Consider the following 23,825-nt stretch of genomic DNA (forward strand, 5'->3'; position numbering starts at 1 on the left):
TTACGGGCCCGCGTCAGGCAAGCGCCCGGCGAAACCATCTATGGCCTTCATATGTCTAGATGTACGCGTCGTTCATAAATATCAAGCGAGAAATGCATGGCTGTTGAAACTTTTGAAGACCATCGACCCGTTGTGCCATCCACTGCATGGATTCATACCTCCGCACAGGTGATCGGCGAGACGACCTTGGGTCAGGATGTCTCCGTCTGGCCGGGCGCGGTCTTGCGTGGCGACGTGAATTTTATCCGGATTGGTGACGACACAAATATTCAGGATTGCAGCGTACTGCATACGACCCATCGACGTCCCGAAGACCCCAATGGCGCGCCGTTGATTATTGGCGAGCGCGTTACCGTGGGGCACGGTGTCATGCTCCATGGCTGCACCATTGGTAATGAATGCCTGATCGGCATGGGCAGCATTGTGCTGGATCGTGTGGTGATCGAGGACCATGTGATGCTAGGGGCCGGATCGCTGGTCCCGCCAGGCAAAGTGCTTAAATCGGGTTTTTTGTATGTTGGCCGACCAGCGCAGCAAGTACGCGCGCTAACACCGAAAGAGATCGCACACTTTGCCTATTCCGCCCAGCACTACGTGAAGCTGATGAAAAAGTATCGGGAGCGGGATGTTGCAGCGGCGCGTGATGCGGAACATGGTTGATCATCGCGTAGATCACCGCTCGCGCTGGTGCGAGGCCTGAAAGTCCGGAAAACCCGTTCAGTCAGGTAAGAAAAAAGGGGCCTTGGGCCCCTTTTTCTGTGTGCCGAGTCAACTCAGCTCTTTTGCAGTTGCAGCCAAAGGAAGTCGACGTGCGGAACGCTGGTGAGCACCTGCAGGGCGCGTGCATAGCTTGGTTTGGCACTGGTGCCAAGATTCAACAGATCGATCACGGCCAGACCCGAGAACTGTGAGCCGATAGGCAAGGTGCACGTGTTGCCAACGCCTTGGGTTGCGGTAAACAGAACTTTGAACAAGTTCTTCTTGCTCGATGCGTCAAACTGCAGAATCGTACCGCTGACATTGCAGTTACCTACCTGGAGTGTCATCCCGGTGAAGTTGCCGCTGCCATCTACCGTGATACGACTTGTGGCGGGACCCCACGTGCCTGCCAGGTCGGCCTGGGTCACTGCAAGCGCGTTGGCCAGGGAATAAGTATCAAAGGTCAGATCGCTGCTGGTCGGATCGGTAAACGAACTTTTGGGTACGAAAGTACCGTTATCGTTGAATGTGCCGTCCGTTGAGCCTATTGCGCGTTCACCCGCTGCCGCCCAGGTAGTCCCCGTGAAGTTCAGTGTTCCCTGGTTGTAAGTGCTGGTGGCATTTGAGAATGCGATCATTTCACCGTTTGGCGCAATGATTGCGAGGCTCTTGGCGCTGCTCGTCGGATTTGCGATAGAGGCACTGGTGGTCCAAAAACCTTCAACGCCATTGCCGACGTCTGCGGTCGAGCCTGCCTGCGGGTTTTGAACGGTAGGTACGGGCGTGGGTGCCGGCGTTGGAGCAGGCGTGGGGGTCGGCGTTGTGGCCGGGGCAGAGGTGGATGTGCTATCACCGCCGCCGCCACCACAAGCCGCCAGAACCAGAGACAAAGCAACTGCGCTTAATGCAAAAACCTGTTTCATAAAGAAAATTCCCTGAGGATCGACTGAATATGCGTATTGTGTGGCGTCGAGTATAAGCAAGTTCTGATGTTTGACCTCAAGGTTGAAGTAAGCAATTGTCCAACATGATGTGTAAGAAATAGGTGGCCGAATGATGACTTGGCGAGGCTGAGAATGATGTCAGTGGTATGAATGTACGTGGGCAGTTGGTTCTGCGTGCCCTGGCGTGTTTTTGTTTTTAACTGATTGAATTTAATAAATAGAATTGCATTGTTGAAAACCAGCCTCTGGCTTTTTTCTTCATGTGGATTGCTCAGTGGTGTTATTCATCTTTCGTTATTCCAACGCGGCTATTGCATCAAACTGTGTCAGTTCACGGCATTTCTGTTGACGTAAGAAATAAAACAAACAAGCTTGTATGTATTTGAATTTAATGAATTTTTCATAAATGTCCCGTGGGCCGATGAACGGCAGGCTCATGTATTTTTATGTATCAAACGGGCAACACTCCAGATTGCCGGACTGACCCCGCAACGCACTTCTTTACGCAATTTTTATATCCCTCCTCCAAGGCTTTATCAGGCTTTTATCTCTTCTTATCCACAATTCACGGTGTCCCAAGGTGCCTCTGAACAGGTTCTCTTCGGCGCATACGAGCCTGCTTCAGGCGATCCGCTGTGTGGTGAACTCTCGCCGTAGCTGCGCTACGAGAGCGGTTTACCCCTTGGCGGGGACCTCCACCAAGCCATTTGTTCAGCTGTTGGCATTGATCGTGGGGTACGGCTTGCAGCTCATCCTGAATCAAGCCCGTATGCAGTCGGCAAGACCCGGTCAGTGGTTCCAGAGCCCGCATCGAGTCGGGCATTCCATTTCAAGGAGAACGTCATGGACGTCGTGTATCTGCTCTTGATCCTGGCTTGCTGCGCAGCCATTCAGGGGCTGGTGGTTTTCTGCAGGTTCCTGGAGGCACGCAAATGAACTGGCTGTATGTGATGACGGCAGTCGTGTTCGTGCTGCTGCTGGGGTATCTGGTGTACGCGCTGTTTAATGCGGAGGACGTCGCATGAGCTCGTCAATCGTGTTCCAGACCGCCATGTACCTGGTGGTGTTGTTTGCGCTGGCCTGGCCCTTGAGCCGCCTGCTGGCCACCGCACTGGATGGCTCGCTCTCAAGCCGATTTGCTTTTCTGGGCAAGTCCGAGCGGGCGCTGTGCAAGCTCATGGGTATCAACGCCGATGAAGACATGCCCTGGTGGCGCTACGCACTGGCGCTGCTGGTGTTTCATCTGATTGGTGCGGTGTTTGTCTATGCGCAACAGCGTCTGCAAGGCAGCTTGCCGTTCAACCCGGCGCATATGGGCGCGGTTAGCCCGGATTCGTCGTTCAATACCGCGATCTCGTTTCTGACCAATACCAACTGGCAAGGGTATGCCGGCGAATCGACCATGAGTTATTTCACGCAGATGTTGTCGCTGGCTGCGCATAACTTCATGTCGGCCGCTACCGGTCTGGCGGTGGCCGTTGCGCTGATTCGCGGGTTTGTGCGGCGGAAAGCGTCGGGTGTGGGGAACGCCTGGCTGGATCTCTACCGCGCGACTGTTTACATCTTGCTGCCACTTTCGGTCGTGGTGGCCATGTTCCTGGTGGGGCAGGGGGTGATCCAGAACTTTGACGGTTACAAAGACGTCAAGCTGACCGAAACGGTGACTTATCAAGTGCCCAAAACGGGTGCAGATGGTCAGCCGGTCAAGGATGCCAAAGGCAACCCGGTGATGGTCGATACCAAAACCAGCACTCAGACCTTGCCGATGGGGCCGGTGGCCTCGCAAGAAGCCATCAAGATGCTGGGCACTAATGGCGGCGGTTTCTTCAACGCCAACTCGGCGCACCCGTATGAGAACCCCACGCCGCTATCCAACTTTGTGCAGATGCTGAGCATCTTTTTGATTCCGGCAGCTCTCGTGTTCATGTTTGGCCGCTGGGTGGGTGATGCTCGCCAGGGTCTGACCGTGCTGGGCGCCATGACGCTCTTGTTTGTGGCCATGGTGGGGGTTGAGTACTGGGCGGAAATCCACGCCAACCCGACCCTGACGCATCTGGGCATGTCCGGCTTGCCGGGCAATATGGAGGGCAAGGAAACCCGCTTCGGGATCGTGGCATCCAGCCTCTTTACCGTAATCACCACGGCGGCATCGTGCGGGGCGGTGAATACCATGCATGACTCGCTCATGCCGCTGGGCGGGCTGGTACCCATGTGGCTGATCAAGTTGGGCGAAGTGGTGTTTGGCGGCGTGGGTGCCGGGCTCTATGGCATGTTGATTTACGCCATTCTGGCCGTGTTCCTGTCTGGTCTGATGATTGGCCGCACGCCGGAATACCTGGGCAAAAAGATTGAATCGTTTGAAATGAAGATGGTCGCCATTGCCATCCTGGTGACACCGTGTCTGATTCTGGGCGGCACTGCACTGGCCGTGATGCTGGATGTCGGCAAGGCAGGCATGGCTAATCCGGGTGCACACGGTTTTTCTGAGGTGCTGTACGCGTTTGCCTCATCGGCCAACAACAACGGTTCTGCTTTTGCCGGTTTGTCTGCCAACACCCCGTTTTACAACCTGATGCTGGGTATTGCCATGTGGTTTGGTCGCTTCACCGTGATCATTCCGGTGCTGGCCATTGCCGGCAAACTGGCGGCCAAACCACGGCTGGCGCAGACCTCCGGTACCTTGCCAACGCACGGCCCGCTGTTTGTGATGTTGCTGGTCGGTACCGTGGTGATTGTGGGTGCGCTGACTTATATCCCGGCGCTGGCGCTGGGCCCGGTGATCGAACACTTGCAGCTGTTTGGTCGTTAAACAGCGCGGAGAATCAAGATGAGTAAAGCTGGATTGTCATTATTCGATAGCAAGCTCGCCATCCCGGCGATGGTCGAATCGTTCCGCAAGCTCTCGCCGGTAGTGCAATGGCGCAACCCGGTGATGTTTGTGGTGTGGGTGGGCAGCGTGGTGACCACGGTGCTCGGTGTGCATGCACTGGGCGGGCATGGCGAAGCGCCGGCGGCGTTTATCCTGGCCGTCGCGGCATGGCTGTGGTTTACCGTGCTGTTTGCCAACTTTGCCGAGGCGCTGGCCGAAGGTCGCGGCAAGGCGCAAGCCGATGCTTTGCGTGCCACGCGCAAGAACGGCGTGGCCAAGAAGCTGGCCAGTGCCTCACGCAATGCCAAAGTGCAGATTCTGGATTCCAGCTCGCTGCGCAAAGACGACTACGTGCTGATCGAGGCGGGCGATATTGTGCCGGCCGACGGTGAAGTGCTGGAGGGCGTGGCGTCGGTCGATGAATCGGCCATTACCGGTGAATCTGCACCGGTGATCCGTGAGTCAGGCGGGGACTTTTCTGCCGTGACCGGCGGTACGCGTGTGTTGTCTGACTGGCTGGTGGTGCGCGTCACCGCTAATCCGGGCGAGGCGTTTCTGGATCGCATGATCGCCATGGTGGAAGGCGCCAAGCGCAAAAAGACGCCGAACGAAGTGGCGCTGACTATTTTGCTGGTTTCGCTCACGCTGACTTTCCTGGTGGTGTGCGCCTCACTCTTGCCGTTTTCCATTTACAGCGTGACTGCGGCGGGTGCAGGTTCACCCGTCAGCATCACCGTGCTGATCGCGCTACTGGTCTGCCTGATCCCCACCACTATCGGCGGTTTGCTCTCTGCCATTGGCGTGGCCGGTATGAGCCGCATGATGCAGGCGAACGTCATCGCCACCTCCGGTCGTGCTGTAGAGGCTGCTGGCGACGTCGATGTACTGTTGCTGGACAAGACCGGCACCATCACGCTGGGCAACCGTCAGGCATCTGCGTTCATCCCCGCACCGGGCGTGGCCGAACAAGAACTGGCCGACGTCGCCCAACTGGCTTCACTGGCCGACGAAACACCGGAAGGGCGTTCCATCGTCGTGCTGGCGAAAGACCGCTTTAACCTGCGTGGCCGCGAGTTGCAAGATGCGCTGTTCATTCCGTTTACCGCACAAACGCGGATGTCTGGCGTCGATCTGGGGCTGCAGGCGTCGCTCAAGCCGCACGATGGTGATGTCGCAGTCGCTGCACCGGCGGCCCGACAGATCCGCAAGGGCTCGGCCGATGCCATCCGCAAGCACATGCAGGCGATGGGGGGAGACTTCCCGCAAGCAGTGGTTGATGCCGTCGATGACGTCGCTCGCCGCGGTGCCACACCGCTGGTGGTGGCGGATGGCAAAAAAGTGCTGGGCGTGGTCGAGCTGAAAGATATTGTCAAAGGCGGCATTAAAGAGCGGTTTGCCGAGTTGCGCCAGATGGGTATCAAGACCGTGATGATCACCGGCGATAACCGCCTGACCGCCGCTGCCATTGCCGCAGAAGCCGGGGTAGATGATTTTCTGGCTGAAGCCCGTCCGGAAGACAAACTTGCGCTGATTCGGGAGCATCAGGCTGCGGGCCGCCTGGTGGCCATGACGGGTGACGGCACCAACGATGCGCCTGCGCTGGCCCAAGCCGATGTCGCCGTGGCGATGAATTCGGGCACGCAAGCCGCCAAAGAGGCCGGCAACATGGTCGACCTGGACAGCAACCCGACCAAGTTGATCGAGATCGTCGAGATCGGCAAGCAGATGCTCATGACGCGTGGCTCGCTGACCACCTTCAGCGTGGCCAACGACGTGGCCAAGTACTTCGCCATTATTCCGGCTGCGTTTGCCGTGACCTACCCGCAACTGAAAGCGCTGGATGTGATGCATCTGAACAGCCCGGCTTCCGCCATCATGTCGGCGGTGATTTTCAATGCACTGATCATCGTTGCGCTGATCCCGCTGGCGCTCAAAGGCGTGAAATATCGTGCGCTGGGGGCCGGCCCGCTGTTACGCCGCAATCTGCTGGTCTATGGTCTTGGCGGCATTCTGGTGCCGTTTGCGGGGATCAAGCTGATTGATCTGTTACTGGGCGCTGCCGGCTGGGTTTAACCCTTTTCAGAATGGAATGCGCCAGCTGCACCGTATGTCTCTGGCGCATAAGGAGAAAACATCATGAGTACCCCAAACACTGCCAGCCTGATTCGCCCGGCGTTTACGCTGTTTGTTTTGCTGACTATCGTGACTGGTCTGGCTTATCCGCTGGTTGTAACCGGCCTCGGCAAAGCGTTGTTCCCTCAAGCTGCGGCAGGTAGCTTGATTGAACAGAATGGTCAGACTGTGGCCTCCAGCCTGATCGGCCAGAGTTTTAGCGGCCCGACGTATTTCTGGAGTCGCCCCTCTGCCACCGCCCCGCAGCCGGATAATGGCCTGGCCTCTGGCGGCAGCAACCTGGGCCCGACCAACCCCGCGCTCAAAGACGCCGTGAAAGGGCGGATTGACCTGATCCGCGGGGCGCACCCGGATCAAACCGGCCCCGTGCCGGCCGATCTGGTGACCACTTCGGCCAGCGGGTTGGACCCGCATATCTCGCCAGCGGCAGCGGCGTACCAGATTCATCGCATTGCCAAAGCCCGTGGCTTGAGTGACGAACAGGTGCAACTGCTGGTGGCGGCCAATACGGATGGCCCGCAGTGGGGGCTGTTCGGTGAGCCAGTGGTGAATGTGGTCAAACTCAATCTGGCGCTGGATGGATTGAAAAAGTGATTTGAAGCCTTGGCCCGCAAGGTGAATCGGGTTGCAAATCCACCTTGCGGGGCAGAACCAGGTCACCATTGCGATGACGACGTACTCACACCAAGGCGCTAACATAAGCCCATGACCGACCCCTCTCGCCCTGATCCAGACCAGTTGCTGGCCGAATTGAAGGCCGATGAAGCCGACGCCCACCGCGGTCGGCTCAAGATTTTTTTCGGCGCCAACGCCGGTGTTGGCAAAACCTGGGCCATGCTGGCGCAAGCGCATGCCCGGCAACGCGAAGGCGTTGATGTACTGGTCGGATTGGTCGAAACCCATTCGCGGGAGGAAACTGCGGCCATGCTCAATGGTCTGTCAGTGCTGCCACGCAAGGAACTGGACCACCGCGACAGGCAACTGACCGAGTTTGATCTGGATGCGGCGCTGGCCCGCAAACCGCAACTGATTCTGGTCGACGAACTGGCGCACAGCAACGTGGCCGGCAGCCGTCACCCCAAACGCTGGCAAGACATTGAAGAGTTGCTGGCAGTCGGGATCGACGTTTACACCACGGTCAACGTGCAGCATCTGGAAAGTCTGAACGATGTGGTCGGTGGTATCACTGGCGTGCGCGTGAGAGAGACTGTCCCCGATCGTGTATTCGATTCGGCCGATGACATTACGCTGGTTGACCTGCCGCCCGACGAACTGCTCAAGCGCCTGCAAGAGGGCAAGGTCTACCTCGCTGGCAATATCGCGCGGGCCAAAGAGTCGTTTTTCCGCAAAGGCAATTTGATTGCATTGCGTGAACTGGCCATGCGCCGGGCCGCAGAGCGGGTTGATGCCGAGTTACGGCGCGATCAACCCGCTGGCAGCAAGCCAGGCGAAACCCTGCTCGCTGCGATTGCCCCTGGGCCAGCCGGCGAAACACTGGTGCGCCACACGGCGCGGTTGGCCGGGCGGCTCAAGGTGGATTGGCGGGCGGTGACTGTGGAAACGCCCGCGTTGTTGCGCAGCCGGAACAAACTGGCCAGTGCCCGCCGTAATCTGGAACTGGCAGAAAGCCTGGGGGCACGCACCGCCTTGCTACCTGGCCCGCATGTCGCGCAGACGCTGGCCGATTACGCCGCTGATCATGATCTGGGCACAGTCATCATCGGTAAACCACCACGCCGCTTTAATCTGATGGAAAGCCAGGCCGCGCGCGTGGCGCGGATGGCACCGAGCCTGACCGTACAGATTGTGGGGGTCTGCGCCGCACCGGCAGAACGGCTGGACCCATGGGCCATGATTGGGCAACGCTGGCAAGGTGCAGTCTGGGCGCTGATTGGTTGCGGCATGACCACCATTCTGGCCGCACGACTGACGCAGATTTTCGATCTGGCCAACGTCATCATGCTGTACCTGTTGTCTGTGCTGCTGGTCTCGGTACGCTTTGGCCGGGTGGCCGGGGCGTTGTCCTCGCTGTTGTCCGTGGCGGCGTTCGATTTCTTCTTTGTGCCACCGCGCATGTCATTTACGGTGGCTGACGCACAGTATTTGCTGACTTTCGGCATCATGCTGGCCGTGGCGCTGACGCTCAGCCAACTCTCTGCCCGCTTGCGTTTTCAGGCGCAGATTGCCTCACGGCGAGAGCGGCGCACCGCGGCGTTGTACGAACTCTCTGAAGCGCTATCTGGCGCGCTGATGAAAGAGCAGGTGGTCGAGATCGCGCTGGCCCATCTGGCGCCGCGTTTTAAAACCGACATCGGCCTGGCGCTGCCTGATCTGACTGAGCACCTGCATCATGAGGGTGGCATGGCGCTAGACCTGGCCGTGGCCGACTGGGTGTACCGCCATGGCGAAGAAGCCGGGCAGGGTACCGGCACACTCGCCGCCGCCAATGCATTTTATCTGCCCCTGACGGCACCCATGCGTGTGCGGGGCGTGCTGGCGCTGGTCCCCAAAGGCGACTGGCTGGCGGATCGCGAAGAAAAGCGTTTTTTGCAAACCTGCGCCGCCCAGATCGGTCTGGCGCTGGAGCGTGTTCACTTTGTAGAGGTCGCCCAGAACGCGTTGGTCTCGATGGAAGGCGAGCGGCTGCGTAACCATTTGCTCTCGGCGATCTCGCACGATTTGCGCACGCCGATTACCGTGCTGCTGGGCCTTGCCAGCACGCTCTCGGAAAGCCCTTACGCGGCGCCCCCTGCACGAGAGATCGCACACCAGTTGGTCGGTGAGATACGTCGCATGAGTGATCTGGTGAATAACCTGCTGGATATGGCCCGCCTGCAAGCGGGCGAGGTACGTTTGCGGCGGGACTGGCAAGCGGTGGAGGAAGTCGTCGGCAGTGCGTTGCGCGCAGTGGAATTACGCCTTACCCGACACCCGGTGGACCTGGATATCCCGATCGCGCTGCCGCTGGTGGAATTCGATGCCGTCTTGATGGAGCGCGTGCTGGTCAACCTGATCGATAACGCCATCAAATACACGCCAACCGGAACGCCAGTGATCATCGCTGCCCGAGCCCTGCCTCAAGCCTTGCAGATCACGGTGAGCGATACCGGCCCAGGTATCCCGAAGGGCCAGGAGGAAACCATCTTCAACAAGTTCACCCGCGGCCAGAATGAATCGGCCACGACCGGGGTCGGCTTGGGGCTGGCCTTGTGTCGCGCCATTGTCGCTGCGCATGGTGGTACGATCATCGCCGGCAACCGTCCCGAAGGCGGCGCCCTGTTTACCGTGACACTGCCACGGCGCGAACCACCCGCCATGCCGGACCCGGAACACCCCGACCTGTTTTTATCGCCAGATGCCGCACCATGAGCACCCAGAAACCCGTCCTCGTCATCATTGAAGATGAACCACAAATTGCCCGTTTTGTAGCCATGACTGCTGAAACTGCAGGTATGCAGACCTGGCACGCCAGTACGGCCCGGCAGGGTTTGGTAGAGGCAGGCACCCGCCAGCCAGACTTGTTGATCCTGGATCTGGGGTTGCCTGACGGCGATGGGCTGGACCTGATCAGGGAAATCCGGGCGTTTAGCCAGGTTCCCATCCTGGTGTTGTCTGCCCGTAGCCAGGAAACGGATAAAGTGGCAGCGCTGGATGCCGGTGCAGACGATTACCTGACCAAGCCATTTGGGGTAAACGAACTACTGGCGCGTTTGCGTGTGCTGCTGCGCCGTCACGCGAAGGATGCACCTGGCGAGGGGCGCATTACGTTAGGCGACGTCGAGATTGATCTGGTGGCCCGCACCGTCCGCAAAGCGGGTGACGCGGTGCATCTCACGCCGATCGAATACCGCCTGCTGGCCACCATGATCCGCCACGCCGGCAAAGTGATTACCCACCGGCAGCTATTGCTGGAGGTATGGGGGCCGGCCTATGTGGAACACAGCCATTATCTGCGGATTTATATGGGACATTTGCGGCAAAAGCTGGAGGATGAACCGGCGCAGCCCAGGCACCTGCTGACCGAATCCGGCGTGGGGTACCGCTTGTTATTGCAGAACAATTGAACGGCTGGCCAGCATTGGCGTGCAATCTGTCATTTGGCCTGCGAACCCCGGGGCTCATGCCAACACCAGATTCACCCCTGCGGCTCTCAATCCCGCCAATGCAGCACCATCGGCCTCTTTGTTCACGATGACCCCCGCCACGTCCCGCACTTTGGCAATCACGTAGGCGGATGCGGCGTTGAGCTTTTCTTCCGATGCCAGGACGTAGGTCTCTGCCGCCCGCGCCATCAGGGCACGTTTGACGTAGGTTTCTTCCAGATCCCCGGTAGATAGCCCCGCGTCGGCATGCACGCCTGTGACGCCCATAAAGAAGAGATCCGCCCGGATACGTGCCATGGCTTCTATGGCGCAAGCCCCGACATTGACCACAGAGTGCTTGAACAAACGGCCGCCTATCATCACCACCTCGACACCCGGATGATTGACCAGTTCTACCGCAACGCTGGGGCTATGCGTCACGACCGTGGCGCGCAGCCCTGGCGGCAGGTTGCGGGCGATCTGCACGGCGGTAGTGCCACCATCCAGCAACACGATCTGGCCTGGTTCGATCATGTGCGCGGCCATTTGGGCAATGGCGGCTTTGCCGGTCGTGGCCACATGCTGGCGCTGCGTGAAGTCGCCAATGGCAGCAGAGACCGGCAATGCGCCGCCATGCACGCGCTGGACTTTGCCTTCAGCGGCAAGTTCACGCAGATCGCGGCGAATGGTGTCTTCGGACAAACCCAGTTCCTGGCTTACCGCCTTGGCCTGGATCTGGCCGGTGCGCTGCAGAATATCCAGCAGATATTGCTTGCGCTGACTGGTCAGCATGACTTTTTCCTTTGCGCGTTTGCACGAAATTTCTTGTTAATTCACGAAATTGCATGATAGCGTGAAAAAGGACTCAAGCAAACCCCTGGAGACAAGCATGGGCACTACGGCGGATCGCGTACGGATCGTGGATGTAAAGGTGTTGTCGGATGACTGGTACGTACTGAAAAAGACGACGTTCGACTTTCAGCGTGCCAATGGCGAGTGGCAGCGGCAAAGCCGTGAGACCTATGACCGGGGTAATGGTGCGACCATCCTGCTGTACAACCTGGAGAAACGCACGGTGGTGTTGATCCGGCAGTTCCGCTTGCCGACATTTGTGAATGACTACCATGGCATGTTGATCGAGACGGCGGCAGGCCTCCTGGATAAGGCATCTCCAGAAGCGCGTATTCGTGAGGAAGTGGCGGAAGAAACCGGTTACCGCGTGCATGAGGTCAACAAAGTGTTCGAAGCCTTTATGAGCCCCGGCTCGGTGACGGAAAGACTCTACTTCTTTGTGGCTCAGTATGATGACGCGCATCGCCTGGCCAGTGGCGGTGGCGTTGCAGAAGAGGGAGAGGACATCGAGGTGCTGGAACTGCCGTTTGATCGTGCCATGCGCATGATCCAGACCGGCGAGATTGTTGATGGCAAGACCATCATGTTGCTGCAATACGCGGCACTCAATCTGTTTCACAACGCGCTGTAAAACAAAACGCCCGCGTATAGCGGGCGTTTTCGGGCCTGACCGGTGCTTACTTCAGCGCGGCCAGTGCGGCATCGTAATCTGGCTCGTTGGCGATTTCCGGTACGAGTTCGGTGTGGACGACCTTATCGTTGGCATCCAGCACGACCACTGCACGTGCGGCAACGCCAACCAGCGGGCCACCGGCAATCTCTACGCCGTAGTCGTTCAGGAACTGACGGCCACGCATCAGCGACAAGGTCTGCACATTGTTCAGGCCTTCAGCGCCGCAGAAACGGTTTTGGGCAAACGGCAGGTCAGCAGAGATGCACAACACCACGGTGTTATCGAGCTTGCTGGCTTGTTCATTGAACTTGCGCACGCTGGTGGCGCAAGTCGGGGTGTCGATGCTCGGGAAAATATTCAGTACTTTCTTCTTGCCGGCAAAGGCAGAGAGCGATACATCGGCCAGATCTTTACCCACCAGGGTAAAAGGCTTGGCTTGACTGCCAACGGCGGGCAGTGCGCCATTGACCGGAACCGGATTGCCGCCGAGGGTCACTTGGGACATGAAAATCTCCAGGGAACATGCAGTGTGGGAGGCCCGGCCGGGGGAAACCGGCCGGGAGCACTTTTGTAGATGAAGCTGGTGTTTTTTTTGTAGATGTCCTGCTGCAATGTGCAAGCGGACAGCTCAGCAAATGAGGTTAACAGGCCGGCATTTCAAGAGGATGGCAGTGTCTGCCATGGATCAGGGGTAGAACCAGTAAAGCGAATAGCCGCTGGCACCCAGACCGTGTGCATCCAGTTGCAGAAACACATGGAGTTCATCGTTCACCGTCAGGCCAGCCCGTTTTTTCTCATTGGCGACCAGATAATCACGTGCAGAGAATACCTTCTTGGCCACGACTTCTTCCTGCGCATTGGTGAGCGTCAGTTCCAGCGAAGGCAAAGCCTGGTCGTAGGGTGCGAGGTTGCGCAGCGAGGCCGAGAGCTGGATGAGCTCCGGGTGATCGGGTACGAAGATCAGTTCTGAATAGTCTGAACGGAGCAGGCCTGCGTTACGTGGCAATGGCAAATCGCAACCCGCCACCTGACACAACGAGGACAGCGGCGGCCGCAACCACGGGAAGTTGACGGCCAGTTCGTTCCGGTAACGGATCCCGATTTGTAGCAGCACGGCAAGGACCAGTAGCAAGGCCAGCGGGATAGCCGCAAGGTGCCATTTTGATTTTGCTTGTGGCAGTGCCAGCAGGGCTTCATCTTCTGCTGTGCGAATCGGGCGGTAGCCCTCACGCTCTTGTTCTTCGGCTGACCAGGTTTGCAGTGGCACGGTAAAAACCGGCTCTTCATGTTCTGGCGTGGTCAGCGGTTCAGTAGGGGCGACAGGTGCCGGTGCTTCGGCGGGGGGCTCTGCCGGCGTGAGTGCAGCGGGCGCCGGAGCTGGTTCCGGTGTCGCAACGTAATCATCGTAGTCGCGCGCTTCGGCTTCTGCGGCGACTGCGGCAATGGCCTGAACGTAATCGTTCTGCAGCCACTCACGCATGGTTTCGGCAGGCGGCGGAGCAGGAGTGGGCTCTGGAGCCGGCAACGAGGGCGCATGCATTGCCACGGCAGGCGCGGGCTCAGGTGCTACCTCTGTCGTGGCGGGTGCAGGTTGTGGTGCTGGCCGGGGCGCGGCTACTGGCGGCGGCGGGACCACTGCGGGTGCTGGCTGTGGAACCGGTATAGCGACGGGCGTCGGCGCTGGGGCAGGTACGGGGCGCGGTACTTCTACGGGTGGCGTCGGTACGAACACCGGTGCAGGAGCCGGGTGCGCTGTTTCTGGTTTTGGAGCCGGCGCTGCAATGGGTGCCGGCGCGGGCTGGCTCGCCGGCGTAGCGGGTTTAACCTCTGCTGCCGGTTGCGGTGTTTCCGGGCGAGCTACTTCAGCCTCAGGCGTCGGTGCATCCGGCAAACGCTGCTCCAGGCTGTCACGCGCATTGAAGATGAATGCACATTTGCCGCAACGTACTTTGCCGCCGTGGGCAGCCAGTTGCGGTTCAGTTACCTTGAAGGCGGTGCGACAGTTGGGGCAGCGCGTGATATAGCTCATGGCCGCGATTCTAGCTGTTAACGTCAGACTGGTCACGACAGGCTCCGCAGGTTGTCACCCTGAATACGCAGCCAGGCGATGTAACCCGCGGAATATGCGATGATCGTGGGCCTTGATCCCGTTCAGGAATTGTACCCAGATGACCCCTTCGGCCAGCCCGGTGACTCACGCCCGCGTTTTGGGGCTAGCCATTCCCATTGCGCTGGCTAATCTCACCCAGCCCTTGCTCGCTGCGGTGGATACCGCCATGGCCGGGCATATGACAGACACCTCCGCCATCGGTGGCGTTGCACTGGGCGGCGTGTTTTTCAGCTTCATTTTCTGGGGATTTGGTTTCTTGCGCATGGGCACGACCGGTCTGGTTGCGCAGGCCTGGGGGGCGCGGGATTATCTCGCGTTGCGCGATAACCTGTGGCGGGCAATGTTGTTGGCATTCGCGATTGGGGCCTGCGTGTTAATGCTGCAAACGCCACTTATCGCGCTCACGATCCAGTTGCTGGGCGGGACGTCGGCGGTACAAACAGATGCCATCACCTATGCCCATGCCCGTATCTGGTCAGCGCCCCTGGTCCTGGCCAATTTCGTGGTACTGGGATACCTGTTGGGCGTGCAGCGTGTGCGCCAGGCGCTGGCCCTGCAACTGTGGGTTAATCTGGTCAATGTGCTCGCCGTCTTTTTGTTTGTTCGCCACCTGCAGTGGGGTGTTGCAGGGATTGGTTATGCCACGGCCTGCGCGGATCTGGCGGGGTTTGGTGCAGGGCTGATGGTTATCCGCCGCCTGTTGCCACGAGGTCTGCCACGCGTGCGGCGCGCGGACCTCATGCGCGCGGAACCACTCAAGCGCCTGGCGTTGATCAATCGCGATATTTTCCTGCGCACGCTATTGCTGCTGGGTAGCTTTGGCTGGTTTGCCCATGCTGGTGCGCATCAGGGGGATGTAATTCTGGCGGCCAACGCTTTATTGATGAATTTCCAGACCTTCATGGCTTATGGGCTGGACGGACTGGCACATGCCGTAGAAGCACTGACTGGCGAGGCCATTGGCGCGCAACAGCGGGATCGACTGGTACGTGCCATTCGCATCAGCGCGCTGTGGTCTGGTCTGCTGGCGCTGATCTTTACCGTGGTCTACGCCACCACAGGCAACAGCATTGTGGCGCTGCTGACCAACCAGAGTGCCATTCGCCTGGCTGCTGCGCAGTTCTTACCCTGGGCGGTATTGATGCCGGTGGTGTCGGTATGGGGGTTCTTGATGGATGGCGTTTACATTGGCGCAACCCGCACGCGTGATCTGATGCTATGCATGCTGGTTTGCACGGCGTGTTTCCTGGCGTTTGCCCTGGGTTTGCAGCGAATCTGGGGTAATCACGGCCTGTGGTTGGCGATGACCCTGTTCATGGCCCTGCGTGGGGTGACGCTGGCCTGGCGTTTGCCGAGGGTGCTGCGCGTGGTGCAACCGGCGCACGCCGTGTGATGCTGGTCAGGATCAGGACCGCAAAGAACAGCAACGTCGCGACATTGAGCATGCCGCCGGCCTGGCGCACTGCGGGCCAGTGTGCCAGGTCCCCGACAACCCGGAGCAGCAGTGTGATTTGCAGCAACGCGAGCGGCGCGTAAAACATCGGTCGGTAGCGCAAGCGGCAGCCCGTGAGTGCGGGGATGATAATCGGGGCGTGTCCAAATACCATGCCGACAACAAACCCGATAAACACCATATGCAGCACGGCATCGTAATGTGGCATACCCGGAACGAATGGTTGCGCACCGTGCCAGGCGAGTAATGCGCCGGCGAGCGCCAGCCAGGCATAACCGCTCAGCAAACAAGCGGCGATATACCGTGTCAGGCCATGCTGGCGGAGATTGCGACGGGCTATATCTTCCCGCATCAACCAGAGAGCGACGTTTAACAGCCCCAACCCCAATATCGTCGCGTACCAGAAAACGGCGAGTATTGCGCCTGTCACCAGCATCGACAGGGGGAGCCAGGCGCGGCGGGCAGCCTGTTGTGCCTTGGGCATCAGACGAGTCAATTCCAGGCGCTCACCGGCGATGGTCAGCACGAGAAAGACCATCCAGCCAGGTACGGCTAGCCAAGGCGCATGGCTATACCAGAGGACGAGATCTCCGGCCAGCAAACCCAATACTGCAATCACCAGAAAAGCGTTGAATGGCGCGGGTTGTATCCGGTAGACCTGAAGGCTGGCCAGGGTGAGCAGCCCCGCACCGGCGATCATCAATATCATGCCGGGCGTGGGCCAGAAGACGGCGGCCAGCGTGCCGATGGCGGTCAGCGCGGGTGCCAGCATGGCCCAACCACTTCGTAATGCCATAGCGCGCTCCAGGGCAATCAAGCTGCCAAAGAAGCCGCAGACCATCAGGCTGCCGTGATCAATGATCAGTGCCCCGTTGCCCACTGGCAGAACAAAACCGAGCCGTGCCAGGCCACCGTACATGCCCGCCAGCAACGCGCTGATGGCCAGGAGCAGTAAAGGCAGCGCAGTACGCTTCATGTTATTCGTCCCAACCAAAATGGGCGCGAGCGCGTTCGCTCATCAATGTGGGGGACCAGAGTGGGGCCCATACCAGTTCGATTTCAATGGCATGCGTTGTGCCGAACAGTGGGGCTAGCGTATCGTGCACATCTTCTTGCAGCATGTTGCTCATGGGACAGGCGGGGGTGGTCATGGTCATGGCCACATGCAGCGTATCTGGCGTGACATCAATGCGGTACACCAGACCCAGATCGACAATATTGATGCCGATTTCCGGATCGATCACGTTTTTGAGCGCTTCGCGCACGGCTTCGGCAGAGAGGCTGGACATGATCGATTAACCGTCGGGAAGATGGCTCTGACCTTAGCACCGCAAACAGCTATAATCAATATATAAAATACATATTAAGGAAGCGTCATGCGCCTGAATGTCTTTACCGACTATTGCCTGCGCACGCTCTTGTACCTGGGCGTGAATAATGACGGATTGGCCACGCGCAGCGATATTGCCACTGCCTACGGCATCTCTGATAACCACTTGATGAAGGTGGTGAACTGGCTGGCGCGGCAGGGGTATATCGAAACTGTACGTGGCAAGGGCGGTGGCATGCGGCTCGGGCGTACGGCAGACCGTATCAATATCGGAGAACTGGTCCGCGCCAGTGAGTCGGATAGTCCGTTGGTAGAGTGTTTTGATCGCGAGCACTCAGCATGCCGGATCGACTCTGTCTGTCGACTGAAGTTTGTGCTGGCCGAGGCGCTTGAAGCACTTTACAAAGTGCTGGATCAATATGTTTTGTCTGACCTGCTCACGGACCCCCGTCCGTTGGCAAAGATGCTGCATGTGGTGCCTGCCGAAATTCCGGTCAAACAATCAGCAGTATGAGCAAACGGGGCAGTGGGTTGCCTGATCTCAAAACAACCTACAAAAAAAACACCGCATAAAGCGGTGTTTTTTTTGTAGCGAGGGTGAATGCGCCTTATACGTCTGCCTTGCGCGTGCCCGACAGACAAACCCAACCGTCTTCCTGGCTAGCAGGCAGGAAATTGAACCACACACCGTAGATCGCCACGATTTCATCGGTCTGCTCCTGCAAAATGCCGGAGAGCGCAATATGGCCACCTGCACGCACACGACCAGCCAGCAACGGCGCCAGGGTCTTGAGCGGGTTGGTCAGAATATTGGCGACAACCACATCGTACTGCCGTTGTGGCGCGGCATCTGGCAGGAAGAATTCGATCTGCACGTTATTCTGTTCAGCATTTTGGCGTGATGCCACCATGGCTTGCGCATCAATGTCGACACCATGTGTTTCGCCCGAACCCAATTTCTGGGCGGCAATGGCCAGAATGCCGGAGCCACAACCGTAATCAAGAACCGTCTCACCTTGCTGGATATTGTTATCCAGCCAGCGCAGGCACAAGCGGGTGGTCGGGTGGCTACCGGTGCCAAAAGCCAAGCCTGGGTCGAGTACGATGTTGATGGCGCGCGGATCAGGCGATTCGTGCCAGGTAGGGGTGATCCACAGACGATCGGAGATATGGATCGGGTCAAACTGGGATTGTGTCAGACGTACCCAGTCCTGTTCTTCCACAATCTGCACGACATACAGCGGATTCGGGATACCCACTGCGTTGGCGGCCGCGGCGACCAGGAATTCCGGTGCTGCGCCGTCTTCCAGCAAGGCGACAACAATGCTCTTTTCCCACAATTGTTCGAGCGGTTCGCCTGGCTCGCCAAAAATGGGTTTTTCTTCAGCGGTGCCGGCGGTTGCGTCCTCGATCGATACGGAGAGCGCACCGAGATCAAACAGGGCGTCAGAAAGCGCCTCGGCATGCCGGGAGTCGGTTTCGATACGAAGTTCTTGCCAGGACATGATGCTGCCTTAGGACCAAATGACTATTTTCTCACTGCAGCACGCTGATCCGCAACGCTATTTCAGCTTTTGCTTGTTGAGTGTGGTATCGCACAAAACAAAAAACGGAGCCAGAGCTCCGTTTTTTGTTTTGCCCTGAAGGCAATCAAACGACCTGGTTTTCCAGCAAGGCGCGGATTTCCGGCATCTTGTGTTCCAGGTAGTGAATGCTGGTGCCGCCCTTGGCAAAGTTGGCGTCTACCAACAATTGCTGGTGCAGCGGAATGTTGGTGTTGATGCCTTGCACCACCATTTCCGACAGGGCAATGCGCATGCGGGCCATGGCCTGCTCACGCGTGTCGCCGTAAGTGATGATCTTGCCGATCATTGAGTCGTAGTTGGGCGGCACAAAATAGCCCTGGTACACGTGCGAATCAACCCGTACGCCGGGGCCGCCCGGCGTGTGCCAGGTGGTGATACGACCGGGGCTCGGTACAAACTTGAGCGGGTCTTCGGCGTTGATACGGCACTCAATGGCATGGCCCTTGAGCTTGATGTCTTTTTGCGTGTAATTGAGCTTGAGGCCCGCAGCAACGCGGATCTGTTCCTGCACTATGTCCACGCCAGTGATCATTTCGGTCACCGGGTGTTCCACCTGCACGCGGGTGTTCATTTCAATGAAATAGAACTCGCCGTTTTCAAACAGGAACTCAAACGTACCTGCGCCACGGTAACCGATCTTGCGGCAAGCATCGGCACATGCTTCACCGATCTTCTTGCGCTGGGCTTCGGTAATGAATGGTGCCGGCGCTTCTTCAATCACTTTCTGGTGGCGGCGCTGCATGGAGCAATCGCGCTCGCCCAGATAAATGGCATTGCCATGGCTGTCGGCCAGAATCTGGATTTCCACGTGACGCGGGTTTTCCAGAAACTTTTCCATGTACACGGTCGGGTTGCCGAAGGCCGCGCCTGCTTCAGACTTGGTCATTTCAACCGAGCGCAGCAACTCGTTCTCTTCATGCACCACACGCATGCCACGGCCACCACCACCGCCAGCGGCCTTGATGATCACCGGATAGCCGATCTTGCGGGCAATCTTCAGTACTTCGGTATTGTCATCAGGCAGTGCGCCGTCGGAGCCTGGTACGCACGGTACCTTGGCCGCCTTCATGGCGTTCTTGGCGGACACCTTGTCACCCATCATGCGGATGGATTCAGGCTTGGGGCCAATGAATACAAAGCCGGATTCTTCTACACGCTGGGCAAAATCGGCATTTTCAGACAAAAAGCCGTAACCCGGATGGATGGCCTGGGCTTCCGTCACCTCGGCTGCCGCGATTAGCGACGGCACGTTCAGGTAACTGAGGGCGGACGGGTTCGGGCCGATACATACCGATTCATCGGCCAGCTTTACGTATTTGGCTTCGCGGTCAATCTCGGAATGGACGACCACGGTTTTGATGCCCATTTCGCGGCAAGCGCGCAAGATACGCAGCGCAATTTCGCCGCGATTGGCGATCAGGATCTTGTCAAACATGGCTCAACTCCGTGAGAAGTGAGAGATTTTGGCTGCAAACCGGCTCGTGGCCAGGTGAGCGAGCGCACACCTCACAGAATTATCCAATGATGAACAGCGGTTCGCCGAATTCAACCGGCTGGCCGTTTTCAACCAGCACAGCCTTCACGGTGCCGCTGACTTCAGCTTCGATTTCGTTCAGAAGCTTCATGGCTTCAATGATACACAGCGTGTCGCCAGCGTTCACTTGCTGACCGACTTCGATGAAGTTCTTGGCGCCCGGGCTCGGTGCGCGGTAGAACGTGCCGACCATGGGCGACTTGACCGGGGTGCCTTCTTGTACAGCAGCAGCCGGGGCGGCTTCGCCAGCGGCGGCAACCGGGGCAGCAACCGCACCAGCAGCCGGCAGCTGAATTTGCGGCGCTTGTGCCAGGTATGTCGGCGCAACGTTCTGGTTGACGCGGGTGATGCGAACTTTTTCTTCGCCCTCGGTCACTTCAAGTTCGGCAATGCCGGATTCCTCGACGAGATCGATCAGCTTTTTGAGTTTGCGCAAGTCCATTGATGGCAACCCTTTTTGAAATTAAGTGGTGTCTGGAACGAAGACGTCGTGCTACGACGTCTTGACGGTATGGGAGAGCGCGAACGACAAGGCATATTCATAACCCTTGGCGCCGAGCCCGCAGATCACGCCAACGGCGAGATCGGAAAAGTACGAGTGATGGCGGAACGATTCACGGGCGTGAACGTTGGACAGATGCACTTCCACAAACGGCTTCTTGACGCCAGAAATGGCATCTCGCAGCGCTACGCTGGTATGCGTAAACGCGGCAGGATTGATGACGATGAAGTCAGTGCCGTCGTCCAGTGTGGCGTGAATGCGTTCGATCAACTCGAACTCTCGATTGGACTGGAATGTCTCGACCGTAGCACCGGCAAGGGTGCCTTGTTCAACCAAACGGGCATTGATGGCGGCCAGTGTGTCGGCGCCATAATGTTGCGGTTCGCGCACCCCGAGCAGATTGAGGTTGGGACCGTGCAGAACCAGAATTTTTCGGCCTTGCGTCATGGTCGCCCCGGATCGAGTGTTCCCTGTCATCGGCGGGAGTTTGCCGAGCTACATGGGTGTTGTCCAGCAAATTCGACGAAATTCGCCGCATTTTTGCGGTAAAACAGTCGTTTGAAAGCGCGTTTCACCGAAGCGCGGCGCGGCTTGCACGGGGTTGATGCTGATATAATCCCGTAACTTTATTACAGTGATGAACGAGCGTTTTCATGCAGTTATCTGATTTTGACTATGTATTGCCCGAGCATCTGATCGCACAATTCCCGCCAGAGAACCGTGGTGGCAGCCGTCTGCTGCATGTGAATGGCGCCACACTGGAAGATTGCACGTTCGCCGAACTTGGCCGTTTTTTGCGGGCAGGTGATGTTCTGGTCTTTAACGATACCAAAGTCATCAAGGCGCGTATCTTTGGGCAGAAAGAAAGCGGTGGCCAGATTGAGGCCCTGATTGAGCGTGTGCTGGATGATCACCGTGCGCTCGCGCATGTGCGTTCATCCAAGTCTCCCAAACCGGGCAGCAAGCTGGTTTTCAATGGTGGCTGGGTAGCAAAGATGGTCGAACGTCAGGGAGATCTGTTTTTGCTGGAGTTCGAATCTGATATGCCTGTGCTGCAGATTCTGGACGCAGCTGGCCAGTTGCCCTTGCCGCCGTATATTACTCATGTGCCCGATGACGAAGATGCAAAGCGTTATCAGACGGTCTACGCGCGTGACCCGGGTGCTGTTGCCGCGCCGACCGCCGGCTTGCACTTTACCGATGAAATCCTGGAGCAACTGCGGGCGGCGGGTGTGCAAACCGCGTTTCTCACCTTGCATGTAGGGGCGGGGACCTTCCAGCCCGTGCGCGTCGACAATATTGCGGATCACAAAATGCATTTCGAGCGTTATGTGATCTCGGGTGAAACGGTGGCGCAACTGAAAGCGGCCAAAGCGGCGGGTGGTCGTATCATTGCGGTGGGGACCACGTCGTTGCGCGCGCTGGAAGCATCCAGTCAGCGTGGTTTGCTGGCTGAGCCGCAGGGCGATACAGACATCTTCATCACGCCGGGTTATGAGTTCAAAGTGGTCGATCGCCTCGTGACCAACTTCCATTTACCCAAATCCACGCTCCTCATGCTGGTGTCGGCGTTTGCGGGTTACGACGTCATGAAAAATGCGTATCAGCATGCTGTTGAGCATGAATACCGCTTTTTCAGCTATGGCGACGCCATGCTGCTGGAGAAGCAAACCCTGTAGAATCACGGGTTTTGGTTCCGCCAGAGACCCGGTTGAAGAACCGTTTGTCTGGCGTATCCGTTTGTTCAATCCATCCGCGCCGGACTGTTTTCCGGTTGCGAGAGGTATCTAATAATATGTCTACCCAAAATCAGGCAGTGCCCGATGGCCTGCAGTTTGAACTTAAAACCACCAGCGGCGGGGCCCGGCGTGGCCAGGTGACGCTAAACCATGGCGTGGTGCAGACCCCGGTATTCATGCCGGTCGGCACTTATGGCACGGTCAAGGCCATGACGCCGCGTGATCTGAATGAAATCTCGGCGCAGATCATCCTCGGCAATACCTTCCATTTGTGGCTGCGCCCAGGTCTGGAAGTGGTGAGCCAGTTCGGTGGGCTGCATGAATTCATGGGCTGGGAAAAACCCATCCTGACCGACTCTGGCGGTTTTCAGGTGTTCAGCCTGGGTGATCTGCGCAAGATCACGGAGGAGGGCGTCAAGTTCCAAAGCCCCGTGAACGGCGACAAGCTCTTTTTGACGCCAGAGGAATCCATGCGCATCCAGCGTGTGTTGAACTCTGACATCGTCATGATTTTTGATGAATGCACGCCCTACCCGGCGGATCACAAACAAGCCGCTGACTCCATGCGTCTGTCGGCACGCTGGGCCAAGCGCTCACGCAACGAGTTCGATCGCCTGGAAAACCCGAATGCACTGTTCGGGATTGTGCAGGGCGGCATGCATGAAGACCTGCGTATGGAGTCGCTGGGCGTCCTGAACGACATCGGTTTTCATGGCATGGCGATTGGTGGCTTGTCGGTGGGCGAACCGCGCGAGGAGTTCTATCGCGTGCTGGCATTTACCGCACCCCATCTGCCGGAAAACAAACCCCGTTATTTGATGGGCGTGGGCACACCGGAAGACCTGGTGTATGGCGTGTCGCAGGGCATTGATATGTTCGATTGTGTGATGCCAACCCGCAATGCACGTAACGGCATGTTGTTTACGCGCTACGGTGACATCAAGATCAAGAATGCCAAACATCGTCAGGACAAGCGACCTCTGGATGAAACCTGCGACTGCTACACTTGCCGAAATTTCAGCCGCGCTTACCTGCACCACTTGTTCCGCTCGGGTGAAATTCTGGCCGCACAACTCAATACCATCCACAACTTGCGCTATTACCAGGACCTGATGGCAGATATGCGTGCGGCGATTGAAGCGGATACCTTCCCGGCTTTTGTTGCACAATTTCACGCCGAACGCGCGCGCGGAACCGACTGAACGTAACCTTGTCCGAAGTCGCTGCCGGATACAATCAATCTGGCAGCATTCCCGCCTGGGCGGCCCGTTGTGGATTTCATCAAACACGCGGGCTAAAATGGGCGGCTTTATCACGCT

General features: G+C 58.1%; 22 protein-coding genes. 12 read left to right on the plus strand and 10 right to left on the minus strand.

What is annotated here, in order from left to right; all coding sequences use genetic code 11:
- Nucleotides 1-96: 96 nt before the first annotated feature.
- Entirely contained in the window at nt 97-660 is a 564-nt protein-coding gene (locus IEX44_RS09885; RefSeq protein ID WP_188692655.1) for a gamma carbonic anhydrase family protein, read from the plus strand.
- 113 nt (nt 661-773) lie between these two features.
- Here the strand turns inward: IEX44_RS09885 and IEX44_RS21175 are convergent, their stop codons facing one another.
- A complete protein-coding gene (locus IEX44_RS21175) occupies nt 774-1,622 on the minus strand; it encodes a hypothetical protein (RefSeq protein WP_188692658.1) in 849 nt (282 codons plus the stop codon).
- 953 nt (nt 1,623-2,575) lie between these two features.
- On the opposite strand from IEX44_RS21175, the gene kdpF reads away from it, so the two are divergent.
- The 6 genes from kdpF (at nt 2,576) to kdpE (ending at nt 10,709) form a co-directional block, all read left to right on the plus strand.
- Nucleotides 2,576-2,668, plus strand: a complete 93-nt coding sequence (gene kdpF, locus IEX44_RS09895) for a K(+)-transporting ATPase subunit F (protein ID WP_188692661.1) — start codon at nt 2,576-2,578, stop codon at nt 2,666-2,668.
- Nucleotides 2,665-4,452 (plus strand): potassium-transporting ATPase subunit KdpA, encoded by a 1,788-nt coding sequence (gene kdpA, locus IEX44_RS09900; RefSeq protein ID WP_188692664.1) that lies wholly within the window; start codon nt 2,665-2,667, stop codon nt 4,450-4,452. Before kdpF ends, kdpA begins: the two co-directional genes overlap by 4 nt.
- Nucleotides 4,453-4,470: 18 nt before the next feature.
- Complete coding sequence (gene kdpB / locus IEX44_RS09905; RefSeq protein ID WP_188692667.1) at nt 4,471-6,585, plus strand: potassium-transporting ATPase subunit KdpB; 2,115 nt, start codon at nt 4,471-4,473, stop codon at nt 6,583-6,585.
- 63 nt (nt 6,586-6,648) lie between these two features.
- Entirely contained in the window at nt 6,649-7,239 is a 591-nt protein-coding gene (gene kdpC / locus IEX44_RS09910; RefSeq protein ID WP_188692671.1) for a potassium-transporting ATPase subunit KdpC, read from the plus strand.
- A gap of 111 nt (nt 7,240-7,350) precedes the next feature.
- Nucleotides 7,351-10,014: a DUF4118 domain-containing protein gene (locus IEX44_RS09915; RefSeq protein WP_188692674.1), complete on the plus strand. Its 2,664-nt coding sequence runs from the start codon at nt 7,351-7,353 to the stop codon at nt 10,012-10,014.
- Entirely contained in the window at nt 10,011-10,709 is a 699-nt protein-coding gene (kdpE, locus tag IEX44_RS09920) for a two-component system response regulator KdpE (protein WP_188692677.1), read from the plus strand. Before IEX44_RS09915 ends, kdpE begins: the two co-directional genes overlap by 4 nt.
- 54 nt (nt 10,710-10,763) lie before the next feature.
- Here kdpE and IEX44_RS09925 read toward each other — a convergent pair whose 3' ends face one another.
- Nucleotides 10,764-11,519: a DeoR/GlpR family DNA-binding transcription regulator gene (locus tag IEX44_RS09925; RefSeq protein WP_188692680.1), complete on the minus strand. Its 756-nt coding sequence runs from the start codon at nt 11,517-11,519 to the stop codon at nt 10,764-10,766.
- 97 nt (nt 11,520-11,616) lie between these two features.
- Here IEX44_RS09925 and nudK point away from each other — a divergent pair, with 97 nt between their 5' ends.
- Nucleotides 11,617-12,210 (plus strand): GDP-mannose pyrophosphatase NudK, encoded by a 594-nt coding sequence (gene nudK, locus IEX44_RS09930; protein ID WP_188692682.1) that lies wholly within the window; start codon nt 11,617-11,619, stop codon nt 12,208-12,210.
- A gap of 46 nt (nt 12,211-12,256) precedes the next feature.
- On the opposite strand, the gene tpx is transcribed toward nudK, so the two are convergent.
- Both tpx and IEX44_RS21180 read right to left on the minus strand, forming a co-directional pair.
- Complete coding sequence (gene tpx, locus IEX44_RS09935; RefSeq protein ID WP_188692684.1) at nt 12,257-12,757, minus strand: thiol peroxidase; 501 nt, start codon at nt 12,755-12,757, stop codon at nt 12,257-12,259.
- Between the two features lie 180 nt (nt 12,758-12,937).
- Nucleotides 12,938-14,281, minus strand: coding sequence for a DUF3426 domain-containing protein (locus IEX44_RS21180; protein ID WP_188692687.1), 1,344 nt, complete (start codon nt 14,279-14,281; stop codon nt 12,938-12,940).
- A gap of 139 nt (nt 14,282-14,420) precedes the next feature.
- Between IEX44_RS21180 and IEX44_RS09945 the strand changes: the two genes are divergently transcribed.
- Nucleotides 14,421-15,755: an MATE family efflux transporter gene (locus tag IEX44_RS09945; RefSeq protein ID WP_188692688.1), complete on the plus strand. Its 1,335-nt coding sequence runs from the start codon at nt 14,421-14,423 to the stop codon at nt 15,753-15,755.
- Here the strand turns inward: IEX44_RS09945 and IEX44_RS09950 are convergent.
- Nucleotides 15,676-16,791, minus strand: coding sequence for a DUF8744 domain-containing protein (locus tag IEX44_RS09950; protein ID WP_188692690.1), 1,116 nt, complete (start codon nt 16,789-16,791; stop codon nt 15,676-15,678). The genes IEX44_RS09945 and IEX44_RS09950 overlap by 80 nt on opposite strands.
- A gap of 1 nt (nt 16,792) precedes the next feature.
- Nucleotides 16,793-17,104, minus strand: a complete 312-nt coding sequence (locus IEX44_RS09955) for a metal-sulfur cluster assembly factor (RefSeq protein WP_188692694.1) — start codon at nt 17,102-17,104, stop codon at nt 16,793-16,795.
- 87 nt (nt 17,105-17,191) lie between these two features.
- Here IEX44_RS09955 and IEX44_RS09960 point away from each other — a divergent pair, with 87 nt between their 5' ends.
- Complete coding sequence (locus IEX44_RS09960) at nt 17,192-17,659, plus strand: Rrf2 family transcriptional regulator (RefSeq protein ID WP_188692697.1); 468 nt, start codon at nt 17,192-17,194, stop codon at nt 17,657-17,659.
- A 94-nt stretch (nt 17,660-17,753) separates the two neighbouring features.
- On the opposite strand, the gene prmA is transcribed toward IEX44_RS09960, so the two are convergent.
- The 4 genes from prmA to aroQ form a co-directional block, all read right to left on the minus strand.
- Entirely contained in the window at nt 17,754-18,650 is an 897-nt protein-coding gene (gene prmA, locus IEX44_RS09965) for a 50S ribosomal protein L11 methyltransferase (protein ID WP_188692702.1), read from the minus strand.
- Nucleotides 18,651-18,795: 145 nt separating this feature from the next.
- Nucleotides 18,796-20,166 (minus strand): acetyl-CoA carboxylase biotin carboxylase subunit, encoded by a 1,371-nt coding sequence (accC, locus tag IEX44_RS09970; RefSeq protein ID WP_188692705.1) that lies wholly within the window; start codon nt 20,164-20,166, stop codon nt 18,796-18,798.
- A 79-nt stretch (nt 20,167-20,245) separates the two neighbouring features.
- Nucleotides 20,246-20,707: an acetyl-CoA carboxylase biotin carboxyl carrier protein gene (gene accB / locus IEX44_RS09975; protein WP_188692707.1), complete on the minus strand. Its 462-nt coding sequence runs from the start codon at nt 20,705-20,707 to the stop codon at nt 20,246-20,248.
- A gap of 51 nt (nt 20,708-20,758) precedes the next feature.
- Complete coding sequence (aroQ, locus tag IEX44_RS09980; protein WP_229678934.1) at nt 20,759-21,214, minus strand: type II 3-dehydroquinate dehydratase; 456 nt, start codon at nt 21,212-21,214, stop codon at nt 20,759-20,761.
- 206 nt (nt 21,215-21,420) lie between these two features.
- Here aroQ and queA point away from each other — a divergent pair, with 206 nt between their 5' ends.
- Both queA and tgt read left to right on the plus strand, forming a co-directional pair.
- Nucleotides 21,421-22,446: a tRNA preQ1(34) S-adenosylmethionine ribosyltransferase-isomerase QueA gene (gene queA / locus IEX44_RS09985; protein WP_188692714.1), complete on the plus strand. Its 1,026-nt coding sequence runs from the start codon at nt 21,421-21,423 to the stop codon at nt 22,444-22,446.
- A 116-nt stretch (nt 22,447-22,562) separates the two neighbouring features.
- Nucleotides 22,563-23,708: a tRNA guanosine(34) transglycosylase Tgt gene (gene tgt, locus IEX44_RS09990; RefSeq protein WP_188692717.1), complete on the plus strand. Its 1,146-nt coding sequence runs from the start codon at nt 22,563-22,565 to the stop codon at nt 23,706-23,708.
- The last annotated feature ends 117 nt before the right edge of the window (nt 23,709-23,825 follow it).

It is taken from the genome of Silvimonas amylolytica, from assembly GCF_014645555.1.
Lineage (GTDB): Bacteria > Pseudomonadota > Gammaproteobacteria > Burkholderiales > Chitinibacteraceae > Silvimonas > Silvimonas amylolytica.

Bases quoted from the DNA above. Each gene is read 5' to 3' on its own strand.
- IEX44_RS09885 (WP_188692655.1), top strand. From the start codon at position 97: ATGGCTGTTGAAACTTTTGAAGACCATCGACCCGTTGTGCCATCCACT.
- IEX44_RS21175 (WP_188692658.1), bottom strand. From the start codon at position 1,622: ATGAAACAGGTTTTTGCATTAAGCGCAGTTGCTTTGTCTCTGGTTCTG.
- kdpF (WP_188692661.1), top strand. From the start codon at position 2,576: ATGAACTGGCTGTATGTGATGACGGCAGTCGTGTTCGTGCTGCTGCTG.
- kdpA (WP_188692664.1), top strand. From the start codon at position 2,665: ATGAGCTCGTCAATCGTGTTCCAGACCGCCATGTACCTGGTGGTGTTG.
- kdpB (WP_188692667.1), top strand. From the start codon at position 4,471: ATGAGTAAAGCTGGATTGTCATTATTCGATAGCAAGCTCGCCATCCCG.
- kdpC (WP_188692671.1), top strand. From the start codon at position 6,649: ATGAGTACCCCAAACACTGCCAGCCTGATTCGCCCGGCGTTTACGCTG.
- IEX44_RS09915 (WP_188692674.1), top strand. From the start codon at position 7,351: ATGACCGACCCCTCTCGCCCTGATCCAGACCAGTTGCTGGCCGAATTG.
- kdpE (WP_188692677.1), top strand. From the start codon at position 10,011: ATGAGCACCCAGAAACCCGTCCTCGTCATCATTGAAGATGAACCACAA.
- IEX44_RS09925 (WP_188692680.1), bottom strand. From the start codon at position 11,519: ATGCTGACCAGTCAGCGCAAGCAATATCTGCTGGATATTCTGCAGCGC.
- nudK (WP_188692682.1), top strand. From the start codon at position 11,617: ATGGGCACTACGGCGGATCGCGTACGGATCGTGGATGTAAAGGTGTTG.
- tpx (WP_188692684.1), bottom strand. From the start codon at position 12,757: ATGTCCCAAGTGACCCTCGGCGGCAATCCGGTTCCGGTCAATGGCGCA.
- IEX44_RS21180 (WP_188692687.1), bottom strand. From the start codon at position 14,281: ATGAGCTATATCACGCGCTGCCCCAACTGTCGCACCGCCTTCAAGGTA.
- IEX44_RS09945 (WP_188692688.1), top strand. From the start codon at position 14,421: ATGACCCCTTCGGCCAGCCCGGTGACTCACGCCCGCGTTTTGGGGCTA.
- IEX44_RS09950 (WP_188692690.1), bottom strand. From the start codon at position 16,791: ATGAAGCGTACTGCGCTGCCTTTACTGCTCCTGGCCATCAGCGCGTTG.
- IEX44_RS09955 (WP_188692694.1), bottom strand. From the start codon at position 17,104: ATGTCCAGCCTCTCTGCCGAAGCCGTGCGCGAAGCGCTCAAAAACGTG.
- IEX44_RS09960 (WP_188692697.1), top strand. From the start codon at position 17,192: ATGCGCCTGAATGTCTTTACCGACTATTGCCTGCGCACGCTCTTGTAC.
- prmA (WP_188692702.1), bottom strand. From the start codon at position 18,650: ATGTCCTGGCAAGAACTTCGTATCGAAACCGACTCCCGGCATGCCGAG.
- accC (WP_188692705.1), bottom strand. From the start codon at position 20,166: ATGTTTGACAAGATCCTGATCGCCAATCGCGGCGAAATTGCGCTGCGT.
- accB (WP_188692707.1), bottom strand. From the start codon at position 20,707: ATGGACTTGCGCAAACTCAAAAAGCTGATCGATCTCGTCGAGGAATCC.
- aroQ (WP_229678934.1), bottom strand. From the start codon at position 21,214: ATGACGCAAGGCCGAAAAATTCTGGTTCTGCACGGTCCCAACCTCAAT.
- queA (WP_188692714.1), top strand. From the start codon at position 21,421: ATGCAGTTATCTGATTTTGACTATGTATTGCCCGAGCATCTGATCGCA.
- tgt (WP_188692717.1), top strand. From the start codon at position 22,563: ATGTCTACCCAAAATCAGGCAGTGCCCGATGGCCTGCAGTTTGAACTT.